Source organism: Microbacterium sp., from assembly GCF_031178445.1.
GTDB lineage: Bacteria > Actinomycetota > Actinomycetes > Actinomycetales > Microbacteriaceae > Microbacterium.
The window spans coordinates 246,952-264,956 of record NZ_JAPSIY010000005.1 but is presented as its reverse complement, the minus strand read 5'-3'; the positions used below and the strand labels follow the sequence as shown (position 1 = coordinate 264,956).

Below are 18,005 nucleotides of genomic sequence, written 5' to 3'. Positions count from 1 at the left end.
CGCATCGACCTCTCAAGAGGTGTGCATGTTCCAGAAGATCCTGGTGGCCAATCGCGGTGAGATCGCGATCCGAGCATTCCGTGCGGCATACGAAGTGGGGGCGCGCACAGTCGCTGTGTTCCCCTACGAAGACCGCGGCTCGCTGCACCGGCTGAAGGCCGACGAGGCGTATGAGATCGGCGAGCGCGGGCACCCCGTGCAGGCCTACCTCGACGTAGACGAGATCATCAAGGTCGCCCTCGACGCCGGCGCCGACGCGATCTACCCCGGCTACGGATTCCTGTCCGAGAACCCGGATCTGGCCGAGAAGGCGGCATCCGCCGGCATCACCTTCATCGGGCCGCCCGCCAAGGTGCTCGAGATGGCAGGCAACAAGGTCGAGGCCAAGCGGCATGCGGTCGGAGCCGGAGTGCCGGTGCTGCGCTCGACCGAGGCCTCCGATGACGTGGAGGCGCTCGTCGCGCAGTCCGACGAGATCGGCTTCCCGCTCTTCGCGAAGGCCGTCGCGGGCGGCGGAGGACGCGGGATGCGGCGGGTCGAGACCCGCGAGGAGCTCGCCCCGGCTCTCGCCGAGGCGATGCGAGAGGCCGGTGCGGCCTTCGGCGATTCGCGGATGTTCCTCGAGCAGGCGGTGCTGCGCCCGCGGCACATCGAGGTGCAGATCCTCGCCGACGGACAGGGTGGCATCGTGCACCTGTTCGAGCGGGACTGCTCGGTGCAGCGGCGTCACCAGAAGGTCATCGAGATCGCGCCCGCGCCCAACCTCGACGACAGCATCCGCGATGCGCTGCACCGTCATGCCGTCGCCTTCGCCAGGTCGATCGGCTACCAGAACGCCGGCACCGTCGAGTTCCTGCTCGAGACCGCAGGGCCCCGTGTGGGAGAGGTGGTGTTCATCGAGATGAACCCGCGCATCCAGGTCGAGCACACGGTCACCGAGGAGGTCACCGACGTCGACCTGGTGCGCGCTCAGATGCAGATCGCGAACGGCGCGACCCTCGCCGATCTCGACCTCGAGCAGGACGACATCCAGCTGCGCGGCGCGGCCCTGCAGTGCCGCATCACCACAGAGGACCCGACGCAGGGGTTCCGCCCCGACACCGGCAAGATCACGACCTACCGCTCGCCCGGTGGAGCGGGCATCCGCCTGGACGGCGGCACCACGGCGGCCGGTGCGCAGATCAGCCCCTACTTCGACTCGATGCTGTCGAAGCTCACCTGCCGCGGTCGCTCGTTCACCAGCGCCGTGTCGCGTGCCCGCAGGGCTCTCGCGGAGTTCCGCATCCGCGGGGTCTCCACGAACATCCCGTTCCTGCAGGCCGTGCTCGACGACCCGGCCTTCGCCGAGGGCGATCTGTCGACCTCGTTCATCGACGAGCGCCCCGAGCTGCTGCGCGGCCGCGTGTCGAAGGACCGCGGGACGAAGATCCTGCGCTGGCTGGTCGAGACGACCGTGAACCGACCGCACGGCGAGAACCCGCTCTCCCTGCGGCCGGCGCACAAGCTGCCCGGCATCGACCTGAACGCACCGGCCCCGGACGGCTCGCGCCAGAAGCTTCAGCAGCTGGGGCCGGCAGGGTTCGCGGCTGCGCTGCGCGCGCAGACGCCGCTCGCCGTGACCGAGACCACGTACCGCGACGCCCACCAGTCGTTGCTGGCGACCCGGGTTCGGACCAGGGATCTCGTCGCCGTCGCCCCGTACACGGCGCGGATGACGCCGCAGCTGCTGTCGGTGGAGGCCTGGGGCGGCGCGACCTACGACGTCGCGCTGCGCTTCCTCGCGGAGGACCCGTGGGAGCGCCTGGCCGCCCTGCGGACCGCGCTGCCGAACATCAACATCCAGATGCTGCTGCGCGGTCGCAACACGGTCGGATACACGCCGTACCCGACCGAGGTCACCGACGCGTTCGTGCAGGAGGCCGCGTCGACCGGCGTGGACATCTTCCGCATCTTCGATGCCCTCAACGACGTGTCGCAGATGCGACCCGCGATCGATGCGGTGCTCGGCACCGGGACCGCGGTGGCAGAGGCCGCACTGTGCTACACCGGTGACCTGCTCAACCCCGGCGAGAAGCTGTACACGCTCGACTACTACCTGCACCTTGCGGAGCAGATCGTCGAGGCCGGCGCGCACATCATCGGCATCAAGGACATGGCCGGCCTGCTGCGCCCCGCTGCGGCGGCGAAGCTCGTCTCCGCACTCAGGGAACGGTTCGACCAGCCCGTGCACGTGCACACGCACGACACCGCGGGCGGGCAGCTCGCGACCCTGCTGGCCGCTGCCGATGCGGGCGCGGATGCCGTCGACGCGGCGGCCGCGCCGATGTCGGGCACCACCAGCCAGCCGTCGCTCTCGGCACTCGTGGCAGCGCTGGCGCACACCGAGAGGGACACCGGCATCGACCTGCAGGCGGCATCCGATCTCGAGCCGTACTGGGAGTCGATGCGACAGCTGTACCGCCCCTTCGAGTCCGGTCTGGCCAGCCCCACGGGGCGCGTCTACCACCACGAGATCCCCGGCGGGCAGCTGTCCAACCTGCGGCAGCAGGCGATCGCGCTCGGCCTCGCCGACGACTTCGAACTCATCGAGAACATGTACGCCGCCGCCGATCGCATCCTCGGGCGGGTGCCGAAGGTGACGCCGTCGTCGAAAGTCGTCGGCGACCTGGCCCTGCACCTGGCCGCCGTCAAGGCCGATCCCGACGAGTTCGAGCGCAACCCCGAGCGCTTCGACATCCCGGATTCCGTCGTCGGCTTCATGTCGGGCGAGCTGGGCGACCTGCCGGGCGGGTGGCCGGAGCCGTTCCGCAGCAAGGTGCTCGCCGGACGGACGGCGAAGGCGGGTATAACGCCGCTCACCGATCAGCAGCAGACAGCCCTCTCCGGCGGCTCGGACGAGCGCCGTCGGATGCTCAACGAGCTGCTGTTCCCCGCACCCACGAAGATCTACCAGCAGAACTGCGAGGAGTACGGCGACCTGTCGGCGCTCGACACGGCCGACTACCTGTACGGGCTGGTACCCGGTGTGGAGCACGAGGTGGAGATCGAGCGCGGCGTGCGGTTGTACGTCGGCCTGGAGGCGATCGGCGAGGCCGACCCCAAGGGCATGCGCACCGTCATGACGACGCTGAACGGGCAGCTGCGGCCGGTGTCGGTGCGCGACCGCTCGGTCACGGTCGACGCGCACGAGGTCGAGAAGGCCGACACGTCCAAGCCCGGCCAGATCGCGGCGCCGTTCTCTGGCGCGGTGACGCTGAAGGTCGAGGAGGGCGCGCAGGTCAGGGCCGGAGATCCCGTCGCGTCGATCGAGGCGATGAAGATGGAGGCGGCCATCACCACGCCCGTGGACGGCGTCGTCGAACGGCTCGCGATCGCCGGCACCCAGCAGGTCGACGCGGGTGACCTTTTGGTCGTCATCCGCACGGCGCACTAACCTTGTCCGGGCGTGAAGTGCGCCCGAGCTTGGAGTTGAACCGTGACCCCGAAGAACACCCCCGATCCCGAAGGGGATGATTCGCTGGGCGTGCTCGACGACACCCCGTCGTCGGACACGACCGGCATCGGCCTGCTCGGCGGCACCGCTCAGGTGAGCGTGTCGCTGCCCAAGGACGACGATGACGATCTCGCCGACGAGGAAGTGGTCGACGGCGAGATCGTCTCGGACCTGATCATCGACACCTCCGCGGTCGCGGACGAGGTCACCGTGGCCCGGATGAGCAGGGACACCCCCGACATCGTCATAGAGCTGCCCGCCGGCGAGCTCCCCGAGCCGCAGATGGTGGACGCCGAGCCTGAGGTCGATGAGCCCTTGGACGCCCATGCGGACGCCGGCGAGGAGATCGTGATCGACGCCGAGCCCGTCGAGGCCGAGCCCGATTCGACCGACGCGCCGGCAGGCGCTGTCACCGCAGAGGATACTCCTCAGCTGGAGAACATCGAGTCCGCAGTGGCCGCGGCGAAGGCCCAGCTCCGCGAGGCGATGTCGCCCTCTACTGCGAAGAAGCCCGCACCGAAGGCGACAGCGAAGAACACGGCGAAGAGGACGGCGGCGAAGAGCACCGACGGCACGCAGAAGGCCGCGCCCGAGGCGGCAGACGCGAAGCCGGAGACGCCCACCTCGGCGGCGGCCCGACGGAACACGACGCAGGAGGCGGATGTCGCCACGGCAAGCTCGAAGCCCGCTGCGTCGGACGCCGCGCAGGCGACGGCATCCGAATCGGCTGGCGAGAGTGCGGCGATCGCACCTTCCGGCTCTGCGAAGCGCGGCGCTCCCGCCGACGCAGCCAAGGCGACGGCCGGGTCCGGCCGGTCCGCCGCCGCACCTGCGAAGGCCGAGCCTGCGAAGCCCGAACCCCCGAAGGCCGAGCCTGCGAAGGCGGAGCCCGCCGAAGTCGTGGGCAGGAAGGCTGAGAGCGTCCGGCCCGAGCCGACCAAGGTCGAAACCACGAGAACGGCCGCGACCACGCCCGAACGGGCCGGGTCCGATACGGCCCTGACGAAGGAATCGCCCGTAGCCGCGCGCGCGGCGACGACCGTGCCCGCACCCGCCGACGTCGCGCCGCAGCCCGCGGCGCGCGCAGAGGAGAACCGTCCAGTGAACGACACCGCGCATCACGACGACCAGAGCGGCCCGGCATCCGGGGTCGCGCGCCCAGGCATCGACGTGGAACTCACCGCGAAGCGGCTCGACGACCTCGGCGATGCGTCTCGCGAGAGCGCCGACCTGCTCACCGCCGACCGGCTGCTCGACCCCTCGAGAGTGTCGAAGCCCGAGCCCGAGGGCACCTGGAGCCACCTGCTGTACACGCTCTCCGGGGGACGCATCAACATCGGAGACAGCCGCAAGGCGCGCGAGCGCAAGCAGCTCACGGCCCGCATCGCCGCGCCTCTCGCGGGCAGCGCGCGGTTCGTTCCCGTGCTCTCACGCAAGGGCGGAGTAGGCAAGACCACGGTGACCGCCCTGCTCGGGATGGCACTGGCCGACGCACGCGACGATCGTGTGATCGCCGTCGACGCCAACCCCGATCGCGGCACACTCGCCGAAAGGGTGGTCGGTGTGCCCGCCAAGTCAGTGCGCGACCTCGTCCGTGCGCAGCACGGCATCCGTGGCTTCCATGACATCTCGGCCCTCGTCGCCCGCGACGAGACGCGGCTGGACGTGCTCGCATCCGATGCCGATCCGCGCGTCGCGGAAGCGTTCGACGACAGCGGCTACCGTGATGTGGCGGCCGTCGCCGCGCAGTACTACTCGCTGGTGCTGACCGACTCGGGAACAGGCATCGTGCACTCGGTGATGTCGGCCACGCTCGACCTCGCAGACCAGCTCGTGATCGTCTCGGGACTCAGCGTGGACGAGGCCAGGCTGGCCTCCGAGACCCTCACCTGGCTCGAGACGAACGGCCACGCGGCGCTCGCGCGCGACGCGATCGTGGTGCTGAACCAGTCGACCTCCGGCGCACCGATGGTGCGGCTGAGCGAGCTCGAAGCGCACTTCTCGACCCGTGCCAGGCACGTGCTGCGGGTTCCGTACGATCCGCAGATCGCCGGCGGCGGAGCCATCGACTTCGCCAGCCTGCAGCCGGAGACCCGGCAGGCGGCGCGCGAACTGGCGGCGGCGCTCGTCGAGGGCCTGAGGGCGAGGGCGGCCTGATGGCGGTTCGCGAGATCCGTCTCTATGGAGACCCCGTGCTGCGCTCCGCGTGCGCGCCCATCGAGAACATCGACGAAGGTGTCCGCGCGCTGATCCGCGACCTGGTCGACACCGTCGAGCTGCCAGGGCGTGCGGGAGTCGCCGCGAACCAGATCGGCGTCGGGCTGCGCGCCTTCAGCTACAACATCGACGGCGACATCGGCTACGTCATCAACCCGGTGCTCACCGAGGTGCGAGGCGAACCGGTGCCGACGGGCGAGGGATGCCTCTCCGTGCCGGGACTGTGGCACGACACCCCCCGTCACCCGTGGGCGCGCGTCGAGGGCATCGACGTCGACGGCAACCCCGTCGTCGTCGAGGGGGAGGGGCTGCTCGCGCAGGCGCTGCAGCACGAGACCGACCACCTCGACGGCATCGTCTACCTCAGCAGACTCGAGGCTGACACGCGCAAGCTGGCGATGCGCCAGGTGCGCGAAAGCGACTGGTTCTGATCCCCACGCCCTCTCGGGAGGAACTCACCGGGCCTTCGGCCGGAGAGCATGGCATCGCCTCGCGCTGCCACGAGCCGTAGGGGCGTGGGGGCCCCTCGCCGCCCCTACCCGAGCGGTACGTTCGTGGTCTGCACCGGCTCGTCGTAGATCGCGGCGATCTCGTCGGCGAAGTCCTCGAGGATGACGTTGCGCTTGATCGACAGCTTCGGCGTGAGGTGCCCGCTCGCCTCGGTCCATTCGCTGGGCAGGATGCTGAACTTGCGGATCGACTCGGCGCGCGAGACGGTCTTGTTCGCCCGATCCACCGCCCGCTGGATCTCGTCCCGCACGGCCGGGCTCTTCGCCGCTTCAGCGAGCGTCATCTCCGCCGGAAGCCCGTTGTTGCCCAGCCAGGTGGGCAGCATCTCGGGGTCGAGGGTGATCAGTGCCGAGATGAAGGGCTTCTGATCGCCCACAACGACGACCTGACCGACGATCGGGTTGGAGCGGATCGGATCCTCCAGGGCGGCCGGTGCCACGTTCTTGCCACCGGCGGTGACGATGATCTCCTTCTTGCGCCCAGTGATCGTCAGGAAGCCCTCCGCATCGAAGGTGCCGATGTCTCCGGTCTTGAACCAGCCGTCGTCGAACGCCGCTGCGGTCGCCTCCGGGTTGTTCCAGTACTCCTTGAAGACGTTGATGCCCTTGACCTCGATCTCGCCGTCGTCGGCGAGACGCACGCCCACGCCCGGCAGCGCTGGACCGACAGTGCCGATCTTCGATTTGTCGGCGAGGTTGACCGTCGCGGGAGCGGTGGTCTCGGTGAGACCGTAGCCCTCGAGGATCACCACGCCCAGGCTGTGGAAGAAGTGCCCGAGACGAGCGCCGAGAGGCGCAGACCCTGAGATGGCGTACACGACGTTCCCGCCCATGGCGGTGCGCAGCTTGCTGTAGACGAGCTTGTCGAACAGGGCGAACTTCAGCTTGAGGCCGAGCGGAACCTTCTTGCCCTCCTCGAGCAGCTTCGAGTGCTCGACGGCGGCGGCCGCGGCCGCGCGGAAGATCTTGCCCTTGCCCCCGGCCTCTGCCTTCTGCTCGGCGGAGTTGTAGACCTTCTCGAACACGCGGGGCACGGCGAGCAGGAAGGTCGGCTTGAAGGATCCGAGTGCAGGGAGCAGCTGCTTGGTGTCGGGCTGGTGACCCGTGCGGACGCCGGCGTGCACGTTCAGGATCGAGATGAACCGGGCGAAGACGTGCGCCGTCGTGATGAACAGCAGGGTGGATGCTCCGGGCGTCGTGACGACGGCGTTCAGCGCCTTCGCGGAGTTGCGCGACAGCTCGACGAAGTTGCTGTGGGTGATGACGCACCCCTTGGGCCGTCCGGTCGATCCGGACGTGTAGATGAGGGTCGCGATGTCCGACCCCACCGCCAGATTGCGGCGGCGCTCGATCTCGGCGTCCTCGATGTCGGCGCCCTGAGCGGTGAGCGTGTCGATGGCACCCAGGTGAAGCTGCCACACCTCGCGCACCAGGGGAAGGTCGCCGCGCACCTCATCGACGCGCGCGAAGTGGTCGGGGGACTCGACGATGAGCGCGCTCGCTCCGGAGTCCTCCATGATCCACTGGATCTGAGAAGGCGAGCTGGTCTCGTAGATCGGCACCATGACCGCCCCGGCGTAGAACAGGGCGAAGTCGACGAGCGTCCAGTCATAGGTGGTGCGCGCGATGAACCCGATCTTCTCGCCGGGCTGGACGCCGGCGGAGACGAATCCCTTGGCCAGAGCCACCACTGCCGTACGGAAGTCGCGTGCGGTGATGTCGCGCCAGCCCTCGCCGTCTGGCACGGAGAAGAGGGCGCGATCGGGGGTGGCATCCACGCGCTGCTCGAGCAGATCGGTGATGTTCGCCTCGGGGTCGGCGGGGACGATCGCGGGGACTTCGAACTGGACCACGGCAGCTCCTTCGGTACCGGACGGGCGGGTTTTCACCTGAGTCTAGGCCATGGGATTCAGTCGCACATAACATGAAACTCGGTCGCGGATCCGGGGTCGGCGCTAGACTGCGAGGCGATGTTCTACTGGCTGATGAAGTACGTCGTGATCGGGCCCCTGATCAAGGCGATCTTCCGACCCTGGGTTGTGGGACGAGACAACGTCCCGGCCAGCGGCGCGGCCATTCTTGCGAGCAATCATCTCTCCTTCGCGGACTCGATCTTCCTGCCGCTGATGATCGATCGCCCCATGTCCTTCCTCGCCAAGAGCGATTACTTCACCGGCCGTGGGATCAAGGGCTGGGCGACGAAGTTCTTCATGAAGGCCACAGGTCAGCTGCCTATCGATCGCTCGGGGGGAAAGGCGTCGGAGGCGTCCCTCAACACCGGGCTGCAGGTGCTCGGCCGAGGTGATCTGCTCGGCATCTATCCCGAGGGGACCCGCAGCCCCGACGGCAGGCTGTACCGCGGACGCACCGGCATCGCGCGGATGGCGCTGGAGGCCAAGGTCCCGGTGATCCCGGTGATCATGGTCGACACCGACACGGCGATGCCCATCGGCCGGCGTATCCCGAACGTGATGCGCGTGGGCGTCGTCATCGGTGAGCCGCTCGACTTCTCCCGGTATGCCGGCATGGAGAACGACCGCTACATCCTCCGCAGCGTCACCGACGAGATCATGATCGCGCTGCAGAGGCTGGGTGGGCAGCGCTATGACGACGTGTACGCGTCGAGCGTGAAGAACCGTCTCCCCGCGAAGCCCGCCGCGCGCAGCTGAGCCCGTCCCACGCGCTTGCGGGGCGGACGTCACACCGCGGTCGGGGCTCCGGCTCGACCACTAAGCTGAGGGGATGCTTCCCTCGCACCCCGACCTCGACGCGTGGCGATCCCTTCCCATCAAGCAGCAGCCGACGTGGCCGGACGCCGATCGCGTGGCCGAGGTGGCTGTGCAGATCTCGACCCTTCCGCCTCTGGTGTTCGCCGGTGAGGTGGACAACCTGCGCGAGCGCTTGGCGCGTGCCGCATCCGGTAACGCCTTCCTGCTGCAGGGTGGGGACTGCGCCGAGACCTTCGCCGGCGCGACCGCCGATCAGATCCGCAACCGGATCAAGACGGTGCTGCAGATGGCCGTGGTGCTCACCTATGGGGCCTCGATGCCCGTGGTGAAGATGGGCCGGATGGCCGGCCAGTTCGCCAAGCCGCGCTCCAGCGACACCGAGACGCGGGGCGACGTCACGCTGCCCGCCTACCGGGGCGACATCGTGAACGGCTACGACTTCACGGAACAGTCACGACAGGCGGACCCGGGCAGGCTGCTGCAGGGCTACCACATGGCGTCCTCGACGCTGAACCTGATCCGCGCCTTCACCCAGGGCGGATTCGCGGACCTGCGCGAGGTGCACTCCTGGAACAGGGGGTTCGCGCAGAACCCGGCCAACCAGCGCTACGAACGGATGGCGGCCGAGATCGACCGGGCCATCAAGTTCATGGAGGCCGCAGGGGCAGACTTCGACGAGCTCAAGCGCGTCGAGTTCTACACCGGCCACGAGGGCCTGCTGATGGACTACGAGCGCCCGATGACGCGCATCGACTCGCGCACGGGGACGCCCTACAACACGTCGGCGCACTTCCTCTGGATCGGTGAGCGCACCCGAGAGCTCGACGGCGCGCATGTCGACTACTTCTCGAAGATCCGCAATCCCATCGGAGTGAAGCTCGGACCGTCGATGACGCCGGAGACCGCTCTCGCTCTGATCGACAAGCTCGACCCCGAGCGCGAACCCGGCAGGTTGACGTTCATCACCAGGATGGGTGCAGGCAAGATCCGCGACGCCCTGCCGCCGCTGCTGGAGGCGGTCAAGGACTCCGGCGCGACGCCGCTGTGGGTCACCGATCCGATGCACGGCAACGGCATCACCACCCCGACCGGGTACAAGACCCGACGCTTCGACGACGTGGTCGACGAGGTGCGCGGGTTCTTCGAGGCGCACCGCGCCGTCGGCACGTTCCCGGGGGGCATCCACGTCGAACTCACCGGCGACGACGTCACCGAGTGCCTCGGCGGGTCGGAGCAGATCGACGAGGCCGGCCTCGCGACGCGCTACGAAAGCCTGTGCGACCCGCGACTGAACCACATGCAGAGCCTGGAGCTCGCGTTCCTCGTGGCAGAAGAGCTCGAGAAGCGCTGAACGTCAGTCTGTTCCGCAGCGGCCGCTCGTCAGTGACGGGCGGCCGCTGCCGTCTGCCGGCGCCTCGACCGGAGGCGCAGCGGGCGTTCGGTCTGGACGAGCCGTCGAACGAGGCGCCGCCGATCAGAACAGGGTCGGCGTCAGGGTGATGGTGGCGCCGCGGGGAGCGGTGCCTTCAGGCGAATAGCTGCGCACCCGATAGATGTCCCAGTACTTGCCGCCGAGCGGCAGCTCGGCATCCTCGATGTTGGCGTTCACCTTGAAACCCGCCTCGGTGAGCTCATCGACTGCCTCGCGGATGCTCATGCCCTTGACGTCCGGTATGGGCAGCGGCTGCGGGCCCTTCGACACGGCGATCGTGATCGTGTCGCCCGGTCGCCACAGGCCACCGCCCTGCCGCTCGGAGGTCTGCCAGATCACGAGGCCCTTGGCGACGCTGTCGCTCCACTCCTCGGGGCGTTCGTCGGCGACCTTCAGACGTGCGTCCTCGAGGATCCGCACCGCCTCGTCGACGGACTTCCCCGCCACGCCCGGAACAGGCCCGAGCGATCGCTGGATCGTCGCCGCGTCGTCCTCGAAGACGTCGCAGCCGTCCGCGCAGCCGTACGCATCGCCACCGGCGCGCGGCGTGATCCGCACGTTGATCACCAGACCGTCGTCGAGGTCGGAGAAGTACTCCTCGGCATCCTCGTCGACCCGGAGATTGTTCGCGGCGAGGATGCTGCGCACCGCGTCGACGCTCTGCCCGCTGAGCTTCTCGAGCGTGTGCTCGGCCGGCCCTGTCGACACCACCAGGGTGACCGTGCTCTCGGGTTCGATCCGCTCGCCCTCGCCCGGTTCGACGCTGATCACGCGGCCGGCGTCGATGACCGTCGACGACTGCGCGGCCCGCTCGGGCGTGAATCCCTCCGCGCTGAGCGCCGCAGACGCGTCTTCGAAGGTCTGGCCCACCACCGCGGGCACGGGGATCAGCGAGCCGGGTCCGGAGCCGAACCACCACCCCACCCCGCCGGCGACGACGGCGAGAAGCAGGACGAGAGAGAGCAGGAAGCTCCCGCGTGCGCGCCGTCGTGATGTGCGGCGCCGAAGGAGGGTTGCGTTGTCGGGGGTGGGCGCGGTGATCTCGTCGGTGCCCAGCGTGGCCACAGGGGCGCCGGGGAGGATCTTCGTCACCGCGCCGGAATCGTGCTCCTGGATCTGCGCGGTCGCGGCGGTGGTCACCGGGGTCACGCCCAGTTCCCGTTCGATCTCGCGCAGCCTGTCGAGCATCACCTGAGCATCCGTCGGGCGCTCTTCGGGGGACTTCTCGGTCGCCCACAGCACCAGCTCATCGAGCTGCTCGGGCACTCCGGGATTGCGCACGCTCGGTCGGGGCACCTGCTCGGTGGCGTGCTGGAACGCGATCTGCATCGGTTGCTCGCCCTTGTACGGCTGCTCGCCGACCAGCATCTCGTAGAGCATGATTCCCAGGGCGTAGATGTCGCTTCGTGCGTCCGCCGTCCCGCGGGTGACGAGCTCGGGGGCGAGGTAGGCGATGGTGCCGAGCAGCTGAGCGCCGGTCGCGGTGTTCGCAGTGGTCGCGCGGGCCAGGCCGAAGTCGCCGATCTTGATGCGGCCGTCCTCGGCGAGCAGCACGTTCTCGGGCTTCACGTCACGATGAACGATCGCGGCGCGGTGCGCAGCGGCGAGCCCTGAGAGGATCGCGTCCATGATCGTGATGGTCTGCGCCACCGTGAGCCGCTTCTGCTCGCGCAGCAGCTCGCGCAGTGTGATTCCAGGCAGGTACTCCATCACCAGGTAGGCGAGTTCGCCGTCCTGGCCCTGGTCGAACACGTTGACGACGTGCGGGTCGGCGAGCCTCGCCGCTGCGCGCGCCTCCTGGATGAAGCGGCTCTGGAACGCGGAGTCATCGCTGAGGTGCGCGTGCATCACCTTGAGCGCGATACGACGCTCCAGCCGCATGTCGGTGGCGACGTACACCGTCGCCATCCCGCCGCGGGCGATGCGGGCGCGTACCCGGTACCGACCGTCGACAAGCCGCCCGATGAGGGGGTCGGCCTGCTGGTTGGTCGTCACAGACAAAGTCTATGAAGGTCAGGCTGTGAGGCCGGGCAACGGCTCACCCCGCAAAGTTGCGATCCGGTGACGGATCCGCGCGTCAGGCGTGTCAACGCAGCGTGGCGAGCCACTGGTGTGCTTGCTGCTCCCACTGACCGTAGCGCTCGGGGAAGGCCGAGATCTGCACGGCCTGTGCAGCGTCGGTGAAACGCTTTTTCTGCCAGCCGGGGATGTCGAGCAGGCCGCGGGTGTTCGCGCCGTTCGGATCCTTCGGGCCACCGTAGAACACACGGATGCTGCGGTCGGCGTCGGTGATCTGTGCGCGGGTGCCCCAGCCCTGACTGGGCCGCTGCTGGAACAGGCCGAGCGAATCGCGGTCGCCGTGATTCAGATTGCGCATGGACGATTCGACCATGGCTGTGGCGAGAGCGATGGCGATGCCGCGGTCGGGGACGCCGAGCTCGCGTCCGACCCGGATGATGTGGGCGGCGTGCGCCCTCTGGGTGGAGTCGAGCGCGGCGAATCGCTGCCCGTTCGGCGCGGCCAGCTTGAGCGTCTGACCGGGATAGATGATGCTGCCGTTGCCGAGCCCGTTGGCTGCGAGCAGGTTCGCCACCGTGGTGCCGTACTTCTTCGCGATGGCGAACAGGGTGTCGCCGGCCACCACCGTGTGCGATTTCGCCTTGGTGGGGGAGGAGGTCGAGGCCGGGACGGGCTGCATCGCCGGCGCGGCGCCCACCTTGAGCTTCTGTCCAGGGTGGATGACCGCGGCGGCCCCGAGTCGGTTGGCGGCGACGATGGCGGCCACCGTCGTCTTGTATTTCCGCGCGATCGCGTAGACGGTGTCGCCGCGGACGACGGTGTGCGTCTGTGCGGCCGGACTGGTCGAAGACGCCGGCTTCGGAGCGGGGGTAGGGGTAGTGGCGGAAGCAGCGAGTCGAAGCTTCTGACCCGGGTAGATCACGGATCGCCAGCCGAGCCCGTTCCAGCTCAGCACATCGACGGTGCGCAGCCCGTGCCGCGACGCGATGCTGCTGACCGTGTCGCCCGGCTTGACCGTGTACGACGTGGGTCGCGCTGCCGTCGGTCGCACAGTCGCCGCACTGGCGACGTGCAGGGGAGCGACGGCCGGACGTGGCGTCGAGGCCGGCACCAGGCCGGTCGGCCGTTGCTCCTGAGCCTCTGCGGGGCTGGCGGTGAAGGCCGCGGCGAGCGTTCCTAGCACGGCGGCGGGCATGGTCAGCTGCACTGCGCGAGCGCGCCTGGTCCGAGTGCTCATATCAATCGCTCCCCCTTTTCCGACTCAAGACACGCTGACACGGAAGTAAAGAGTTGTCAACAGAAGTGGCTGGTGTGACAGATGGGAATGAAACGGCGCGGGCGGGCAGGTGTCATAGTTGAGATGTGTCTGAGAACGCCCCTGAACCCACTGCTTGGCTGACGATCCCCGATCTGGTCGAGGTCCTCGGCGAGACGCCGGGGCGCGTGCGCCGCCTGCTCGATGATCGGCACCTGGTCGGTTCGCGTCGCAGCGGTGCCCTGGCGGTGCCGGCGATCTTCATCGTGGACGGACGGCCGCTGTCATCGCTGCGCGGCACCGTCATCGCGCTGCAGGATGCCGGGTTCACCGACGACGAAGTGATCGACTGGATGCTCGCCGAGGAGGAGTCGCTCGGGCGCACTCCCATCGCCGCACTGCTGGACGGTCACAAGAGCGAGGTCCGTCGCGTCGCGCGCACGCTCGCATGAGCTGCGTCTGACGGTGGCCGACCGCCCTCCGGTGCCGCGTCAGGCTCGGCGGGCCACGGCCGCCGATGCGAGCTCGCGCAGCTGATCGATCGCCGTCCCGCTCAGTGCCGATCCGGTGAGCGCCGTCTCGGCCTGGGCGCTGTAGTCGTCGATCATCTCCTCCACGCGCTCGAGGGCGCCGGTGTCGCGCACGAGCTGTTGCAGCGCGGTGACCTCGGTGGGGGAGAGCCCTGCGTCGCCGATCGCGGCGTCCAGAGTCGCTCGATCAGCGTCGGAGAGGCGACCGCGCGCGATCGCGATGAGCGCAGTGCGCTTACCCTCGCGCAGATCGTCGCCGGCCGGCTTGCCTGTCACCGCGGGGTCGCCGAAGACTCCGAGGACATCGTCGCGCAGCTGAAAAGCCATGCCGACCGGGTGCCCGAACCCGCGCAGTGCAGCCAGAGTCGCCGGGTCGGCGCCGGCGAGCGACGCGCCGAGCACCAGCGGCTGCTCGACGCTGTATCTGGCGGACTTGAAAGAGGCGACCCGCAGCGCGCGGTCGAGCAGCGTGTCCGCCGGGGCCGTGCTCCACGCGGACTCCTCGGTGATGTCGAGCATCTGCCCCACGGTCACGTCGCGCCGCATCCGGGCGTATTCCTCACGTGTCATGGCGGCGTGGGGATGCTCCGCGAGCGCCGCCTCGAGCATGTCGTCGCTCCAGGCCACCAGCAGGTCGCCGAGCAGCACCGCCGAGGATCGGCCGAACGACTCCGCATCCCCCTGCCACCCGGCATCGCGGTGAAGCGACTCCAGCGCCCTGTGCGCGGCGGGGCGTCCTCGGCGGGTGTCCGAATTGTCGATCAGGTCGTCGTGCACGAGCGCGGCGGACTGGAAGACCTCGAGAGCCGCGCCGAGTCCCCAGAGGGCGTCGGTGCCGTGCTCCGGTCCTCCGGCGGCGAGCCAGCCGGCGTGGCAGAACCGTGCCCGCAGACGCTTGCCTCCGTGCAGAGTGGCTGCCGCCGCGTCGAGGAACAGGGTGGCGTCTGGGCCGTACTCCGTGCTGCCGTCGAGGATTCGGGCGATGAAGACGTCGAGGCGGGCGGCGACGGCGTCTGCCACGTGTGAAGAGGGCACGATTCTCAGCCTAGATGCAGGAACCTGAGGGTGATCGGCTAGCCGCCCGCCCTCCCGCGAGAGTAGACTGGATTGACCGACCATAGGGGGATGGAAATGCCTCTTTCCGAACAGGAGCAGCGACTGCTCGACGAGATGGAACGCCATCTCCTCAAGAATGATGCCGACGTGGTGACGGCACCGTCAGGTGACCGCGCGCTGAGCTACCGGAATCTCGTGTACGGAGCCCTCCTGCTGCTGGTCGGCATCGGCGGGCTCATCGCCGCCGTCGCGTCCGGGGGTCAGATCGGCCCCGTCTGGAGCATCGTGATCGGCGTCGTCGCCTTCCTCGCCATGCTGGGTGGCGCGATGCTCGCCTTCACTCCGGTGCGCCGCGACCCGGGGGCAGCCCCCAGATCCGCGAATCGCACTCCGCGCTCACGAGACGCCTCTTTCATGGATCGCATGAACGACCGATGGGACCGGCGCCAGGAAGAGCGCTGACACAGCCGTCGGCTGAACTCTCGAACCCGGATGCACAGCATCCGGGTTCGCTTTTTCGTTAACCCCCTTCGCCGGCTGTATCCTCCACTTCTCCTCCACCAGCCTCCACCTGCCCTCCACCCCCGTGATTCCGCGAGATCACGGGGGTTCTGCGTCTTCCGAAGCTGACGATCGGCTCGGAGACGCACAAATGAGCGTAGGAAAGTGGAGGGAAGTGGAGTAAAGTGGTGCGCACCTCGAGTTGGCCGGAACGAATGGGGGTGATGGCCGATGTTGCTGGGGACGCATACTCCGAAGCTGGACGACAAGGGGAGGGTCATCCTCCCCGCGAAGTTCCGCGAGGATCTCGCCGGCGGCATCGTGGTCACTCGCGGCCAGGAGCGCTGTCTCTACGTGTTCAGCACGGCTGAGTTCGAGGCGATGCACGACCGCATCCGCCAGGCGCCCCTGAGCAACAAGCAGGCCCGTGACTTCCTGCGGCTGTTCCTCTCCGGCGCCAGCGCCGAGATGCCCGACAGCCAGAACCGGATCACGATTCCCGGGCACCTGCGTCAGTACGCCGGTCTCGAGAAGGAGCTGGTCGTCACAGGAGTCGGCGCCCACGCCGAGATCTGGGATGCGTCCGCATGGAACGCATATCTGGAGAGCAATGAGTCCACGTACGCAGATCTGGAGCAGGAGGTGATTCCCGGATTGTTCTGACCACGGCTGTGATGCCTCGCCGCTCCGCCCCGACACACTTCCCCGGTGCCGGGTCGAGCGGAGAGGAATCAGAGCCGGCGGTCACGGGAAGAAGATCATGAACCTCCGCGACATCCACACCCCCGTCCTGCTCGATCGCTGTATCGAGCTGCTGGCGCCTGCGCTCGAGCACGACGGCGCCGTGCTCGTCGACGCCACGCTCGGTATGGGCGGGCACTCCGAAGCCTTCCTCGAGCGTTTCCCGGCGATCCGGCTCATCGGACTCGATCGCGACACCGATGCGCTGCGCATCGCGGGGGAGAGGCTGGCACCCTTCGGTGACCGGGTCACCCTGGTGCACACCGTCTACGACGAGATCGGACTGCATGCTCAGGGCGCCTCGGCGATCCTGTTCGATCTCGGCGTCTCGTCGCTGCAGCTCGATGAGGCCGACCGCGGTTTCGCGTACTCCAAGGACGCTCCGCTGGACATGCGGATGGACCAGACCAAGGGCACGACGGCTGCGCAGATCCTGGCCGAGTACAGCGAAGGACAGCTGCGCCGCATCTTCGAGCGCTACGGCGAGGAGAAGCTGGCGGGACGATACGCGCGGTTCATCGTCGAAGCGCGCGCGAAGAGCCCCCTGGTGCGCTCCGGCGAACTGGTGGATCTGCTCGTCGCGGCCACCCCGGCGGCCGTCCAGCGAGCAGGGCACCCGGCCAAGAGGGTGTTCCAGGCCCTGCGCATCGAGGTCAACTCCGAGCTCAACGTGCTCGCCGACGCGATCCCGTCCGCGATGGACGCCTTGGCCGTCGGCGGCCGCATCGCCGTGATGTCGTATCAGTCGCTCGAGGACCGGTTGATCAAGCAGGCCTTCGCAGCCGCCTCCGCCTCGACCGCTCCGGCGGGACTTCCGGTCGAGCTGCCCGAGCACGCTCCACGGTTCAAGGTGCTCACCAAGGGCGCCGAACTGGCGAGCGATGAGGAGAAGGCGCGCAACCCCCGGGCGATCCCGGTGCGGCTCCGCGCCGCCGAGAAGCTGAGGGAGACGACATGAGCGCCGATGCTGCCCGCGTCCACCCTCGTTCTGAGCCTCGCAGGGCGACCGCGCCGCGGCTGCGCCCTGTCGCCGCACCGGCGACCAGACGCCGGCCCAAACTGGCCTACGCCGCACTCGCGGTGGGCGGCGCGCTGGCGATCGGCGCCGCTCAGATGGCGGTCTCACTCGCGTCCACGCAGGACTCCTTCGTGCTGCGAGATCTCACCGCCCAGCACCGCGAGCTCACGCTGCAGAAGCAGGCGCTGAACGACGAGCTGGTCGCCCTCAGCTCGCCGCAGTCGCTGGCTGTGAAGGCCGACGGCCTCGGGCTCGTGGTGGCCGGTCCCGCCTCGTACCTGCGTCTCAGCGACGGCTCGGTGCTCGGCGCCGGCCGGGGCGCCGACTGGACATCGACGGTGAACCCGAACGGTGCCGCCTCCGTCGGCAACGCCCTGCTCGTCCCGCCGTCGTCCGCCACGGACGACGAGGCCAGGGACTCCACCGCTCAGGACAATCCGTCCCCCGCACTGCCGCCCGCCGTCACCGACGGACTGCCCTCGCCCACGACGCACTGACACCGGAA

14 protein-coding genes are annotated in these 18,005 nt (G+C 68.8%); 10 read left to right on the top strand and 4 right to left on the bottom strand.

What is annotated here, in order from left to right; all coding sequences use genetic code 11:
• Positions 1-25: 25 nt before the first annotated feature.
• Genes RIN43_RS09550 through RIN43_RS09540 form a run of 3 tightly spaced genes read left to right on the top strand, consistent with a single transcriptional unit; the run spans position 26 to position 6,141 of the window.
• Positions 26-3,433 (top strand): pyruvate carboxylase, encoded by a 3,408-nt coding sequence (locus RIN43_RS09550; protein ID WP_309128674.1) that lies wholly within the window; start codon positions 26-28, stop codon positions 3,431-3,433.
• A gap of 42 nt (positions 3,434-3,475) precedes the next feature.
• The gene (locus RIN43_RS09545; protein WP_309128673.1) at positions 3,476-5,650 is read left to right on the top strand and encodes a MinD/ParA family protein; all 2,175 of its coding nucleotides are present in this window, start codon (positions 3,476-3,478) and stop codon (positions 5,648-5,650) included.
• Entirely contained in the window at positions 5,650-6,141 is a 492-nt protein-coding gene (locus RIN43_RS09540) for a peptide deformylase (RefSeq protein WP_309128672.1), read from the top strand. Before RIN43_RS09545 ends, RIN43_RS09540 begins: the two co-directional genes overlap by 1 nt.
• Positions 6,142-6,245: 104 nt before the next feature.
• Here RIN43_RS09540 and RIN43_RS09535 read toward each other — a convergent pair whose 3' ends face one another.
• Positions 6,246-8,072: a long-chain fatty acid--CoA ligase gene (locus tag RIN43_RS09535; RefSeq protein ID WP_309128671.1), complete on the bottom strand. Its 1,827-nt coding sequence runs from the start codon at positions 8,070-8,072 to the stop codon at positions 6,246-6,248.
• Between the two features lie 117 nt (positions 8,073-8,189).
• On the opposite strand from RIN43_RS09535, the gene RIN43_RS09530 reads away from it, so the two are divergent.
• Positions 8,190-8,888 carry a lysophospholipid acyltransferase family protein gene (locus RIN43_RS09530; protein WP_309128670.1) on the top strand — a complete coding sequence of 233 codons (699 nt, stop codon included), beginning with the start codon at positions 8,190-8,192 and terminating at the stop codon, positions 8,886-8,888.
• Between the two features lie 73 nt (positions 8,889-8,961).
• Positions 8,962-10,299, top strand: coding sequence for a class II 3-deoxy-7-phosphoheptulonate synthase (locus tag RIN43_RS09525; protein WP_309128669.1), 1,338 nt, complete (start codon positions 8,962-8,964; stop codon positions 10,297-10,299).
• A 123-nt stretch (positions 10,300-10,422) separates the two neighbouring features.
• On the opposite strand, the gene pknB is transcribed toward RIN43_RS09525, so the two are convergent.
• Together pknB and RIN43_RS09515 are read right to left on the bottom strand one after the other, a co-directional pair.
• Entirely contained in the window at positions 10,423-12,375 is a 1,953-nt protein-coding gene (gene pknB / locus RIN43_RS09520) for a Stk1 family PASTA domain-containing Ser/Thr kinase (protein WP_309128668.1), read from the bottom strand.
• A 91-nt stretch (positions 12,376-12,466) separates the two neighbouring features.
• Positions 12,467-13,636, bottom strand: a complete 1,170-nt coding sequence (locus tag RIN43_RS09515; protein ID WP_309128667.1) for a LysM peptidoglycan-binding domain-containing protein — start codon at positions 13,634-13,636, stop codon at positions 12,467-12,469.
• Between the two features lie 125 nt (positions 13,637-13,761).
• Here RIN43_RS09515 and RIN43_RS09510 point away from each other — a divergent pair, with 125 nt between their 5' ends.
• Complete coding sequence (locus RIN43_RS09510) at positions 13,762-14,106, top strand: Rv2175c family DNA-binding protein (RefSeq protein WP_309128666.1); 345 nt, start codon at positions 13,762-13,764, stop codon at positions 14,104-14,106.
• Positions 14,107-14,145: 39 nt separating this feature from the next.
• On the opposite strand, the gene RIN43_RS09505 is transcribed toward RIN43_RS09510, so the two are convergent.
• Positions 14,146-15,222: a polyprenyl synthetase family protein gene (locus RIN43_RS09505; RefSeq protein ID WP_375163732.1), complete on the bottom strand. Its 1,077-nt coding sequence runs from the start codon at positions 15,220-15,222 to the stop codon at positions 14,146-14,148.
• 93 nt (positions 15,223-15,315) lie between these two features.
• Between RIN43_RS09505 and RIN43_RS09500 the strand changes: the two genes are divergently transcribed.
• The 4 genes from RIN43_RS09500 to RIN43_RS09485 all read left to right on the top strand — a co-directional run bounded on the left by RIN43_RS09500 (position 15,316) and on the right by RIN43_RS09485 (position 17,997).
• Complete coding sequence (locus RIN43_RS09500; protein WP_309128664.1) at positions 15,316-15,702, top strand: DUF3040 domain-containing protein; 387 nt, start codon at positions 15,316-15,318, stop codon at positions 15,700-15,702.
• A 270-nt stretch (positions 15,703-15,972) separates the two neighbouring features.
• On the top strand, positions 15,973-16,404 hold the full coding sequence (mraZ, locus tag RIN43_RS09495; protein WP_309128663.1) for a division/cell wall cluster transcriptional repressor MraZ: 432 nt from the start codon (positions 15,973-15,975) through the stop codon (positions 16,402-16,404).
• Positions 16,405-16,501: 97 nt separating this feature from the next.
• Positions 16,502-17,440, top strand: coding sequence for a 16S rRNA (cytosine(1402)-N(4))-methyltransferase RsmH (gene rsmH / locus RIN43_RS09490; protein ID WP_309128662.1), 939 nt, complete (start codon positions 16,502-16,504; stop codon positions 17,438-17,440).
• Complete coding sequence (locus RIN43_RS09485; protein WP_309128661.1) at positions 17,437-17,997, top strand: hypothetical protein; 561 nt, start codon at positions 17,437-17,439, stop codon at positions 17,995-17,997. Before rsmH ends, RIN43_RS09485 begins: the two co-directional genes overlap by 4 nt.
• Positions 17,998-18,005: the final 8 nt, after the last annotated feature.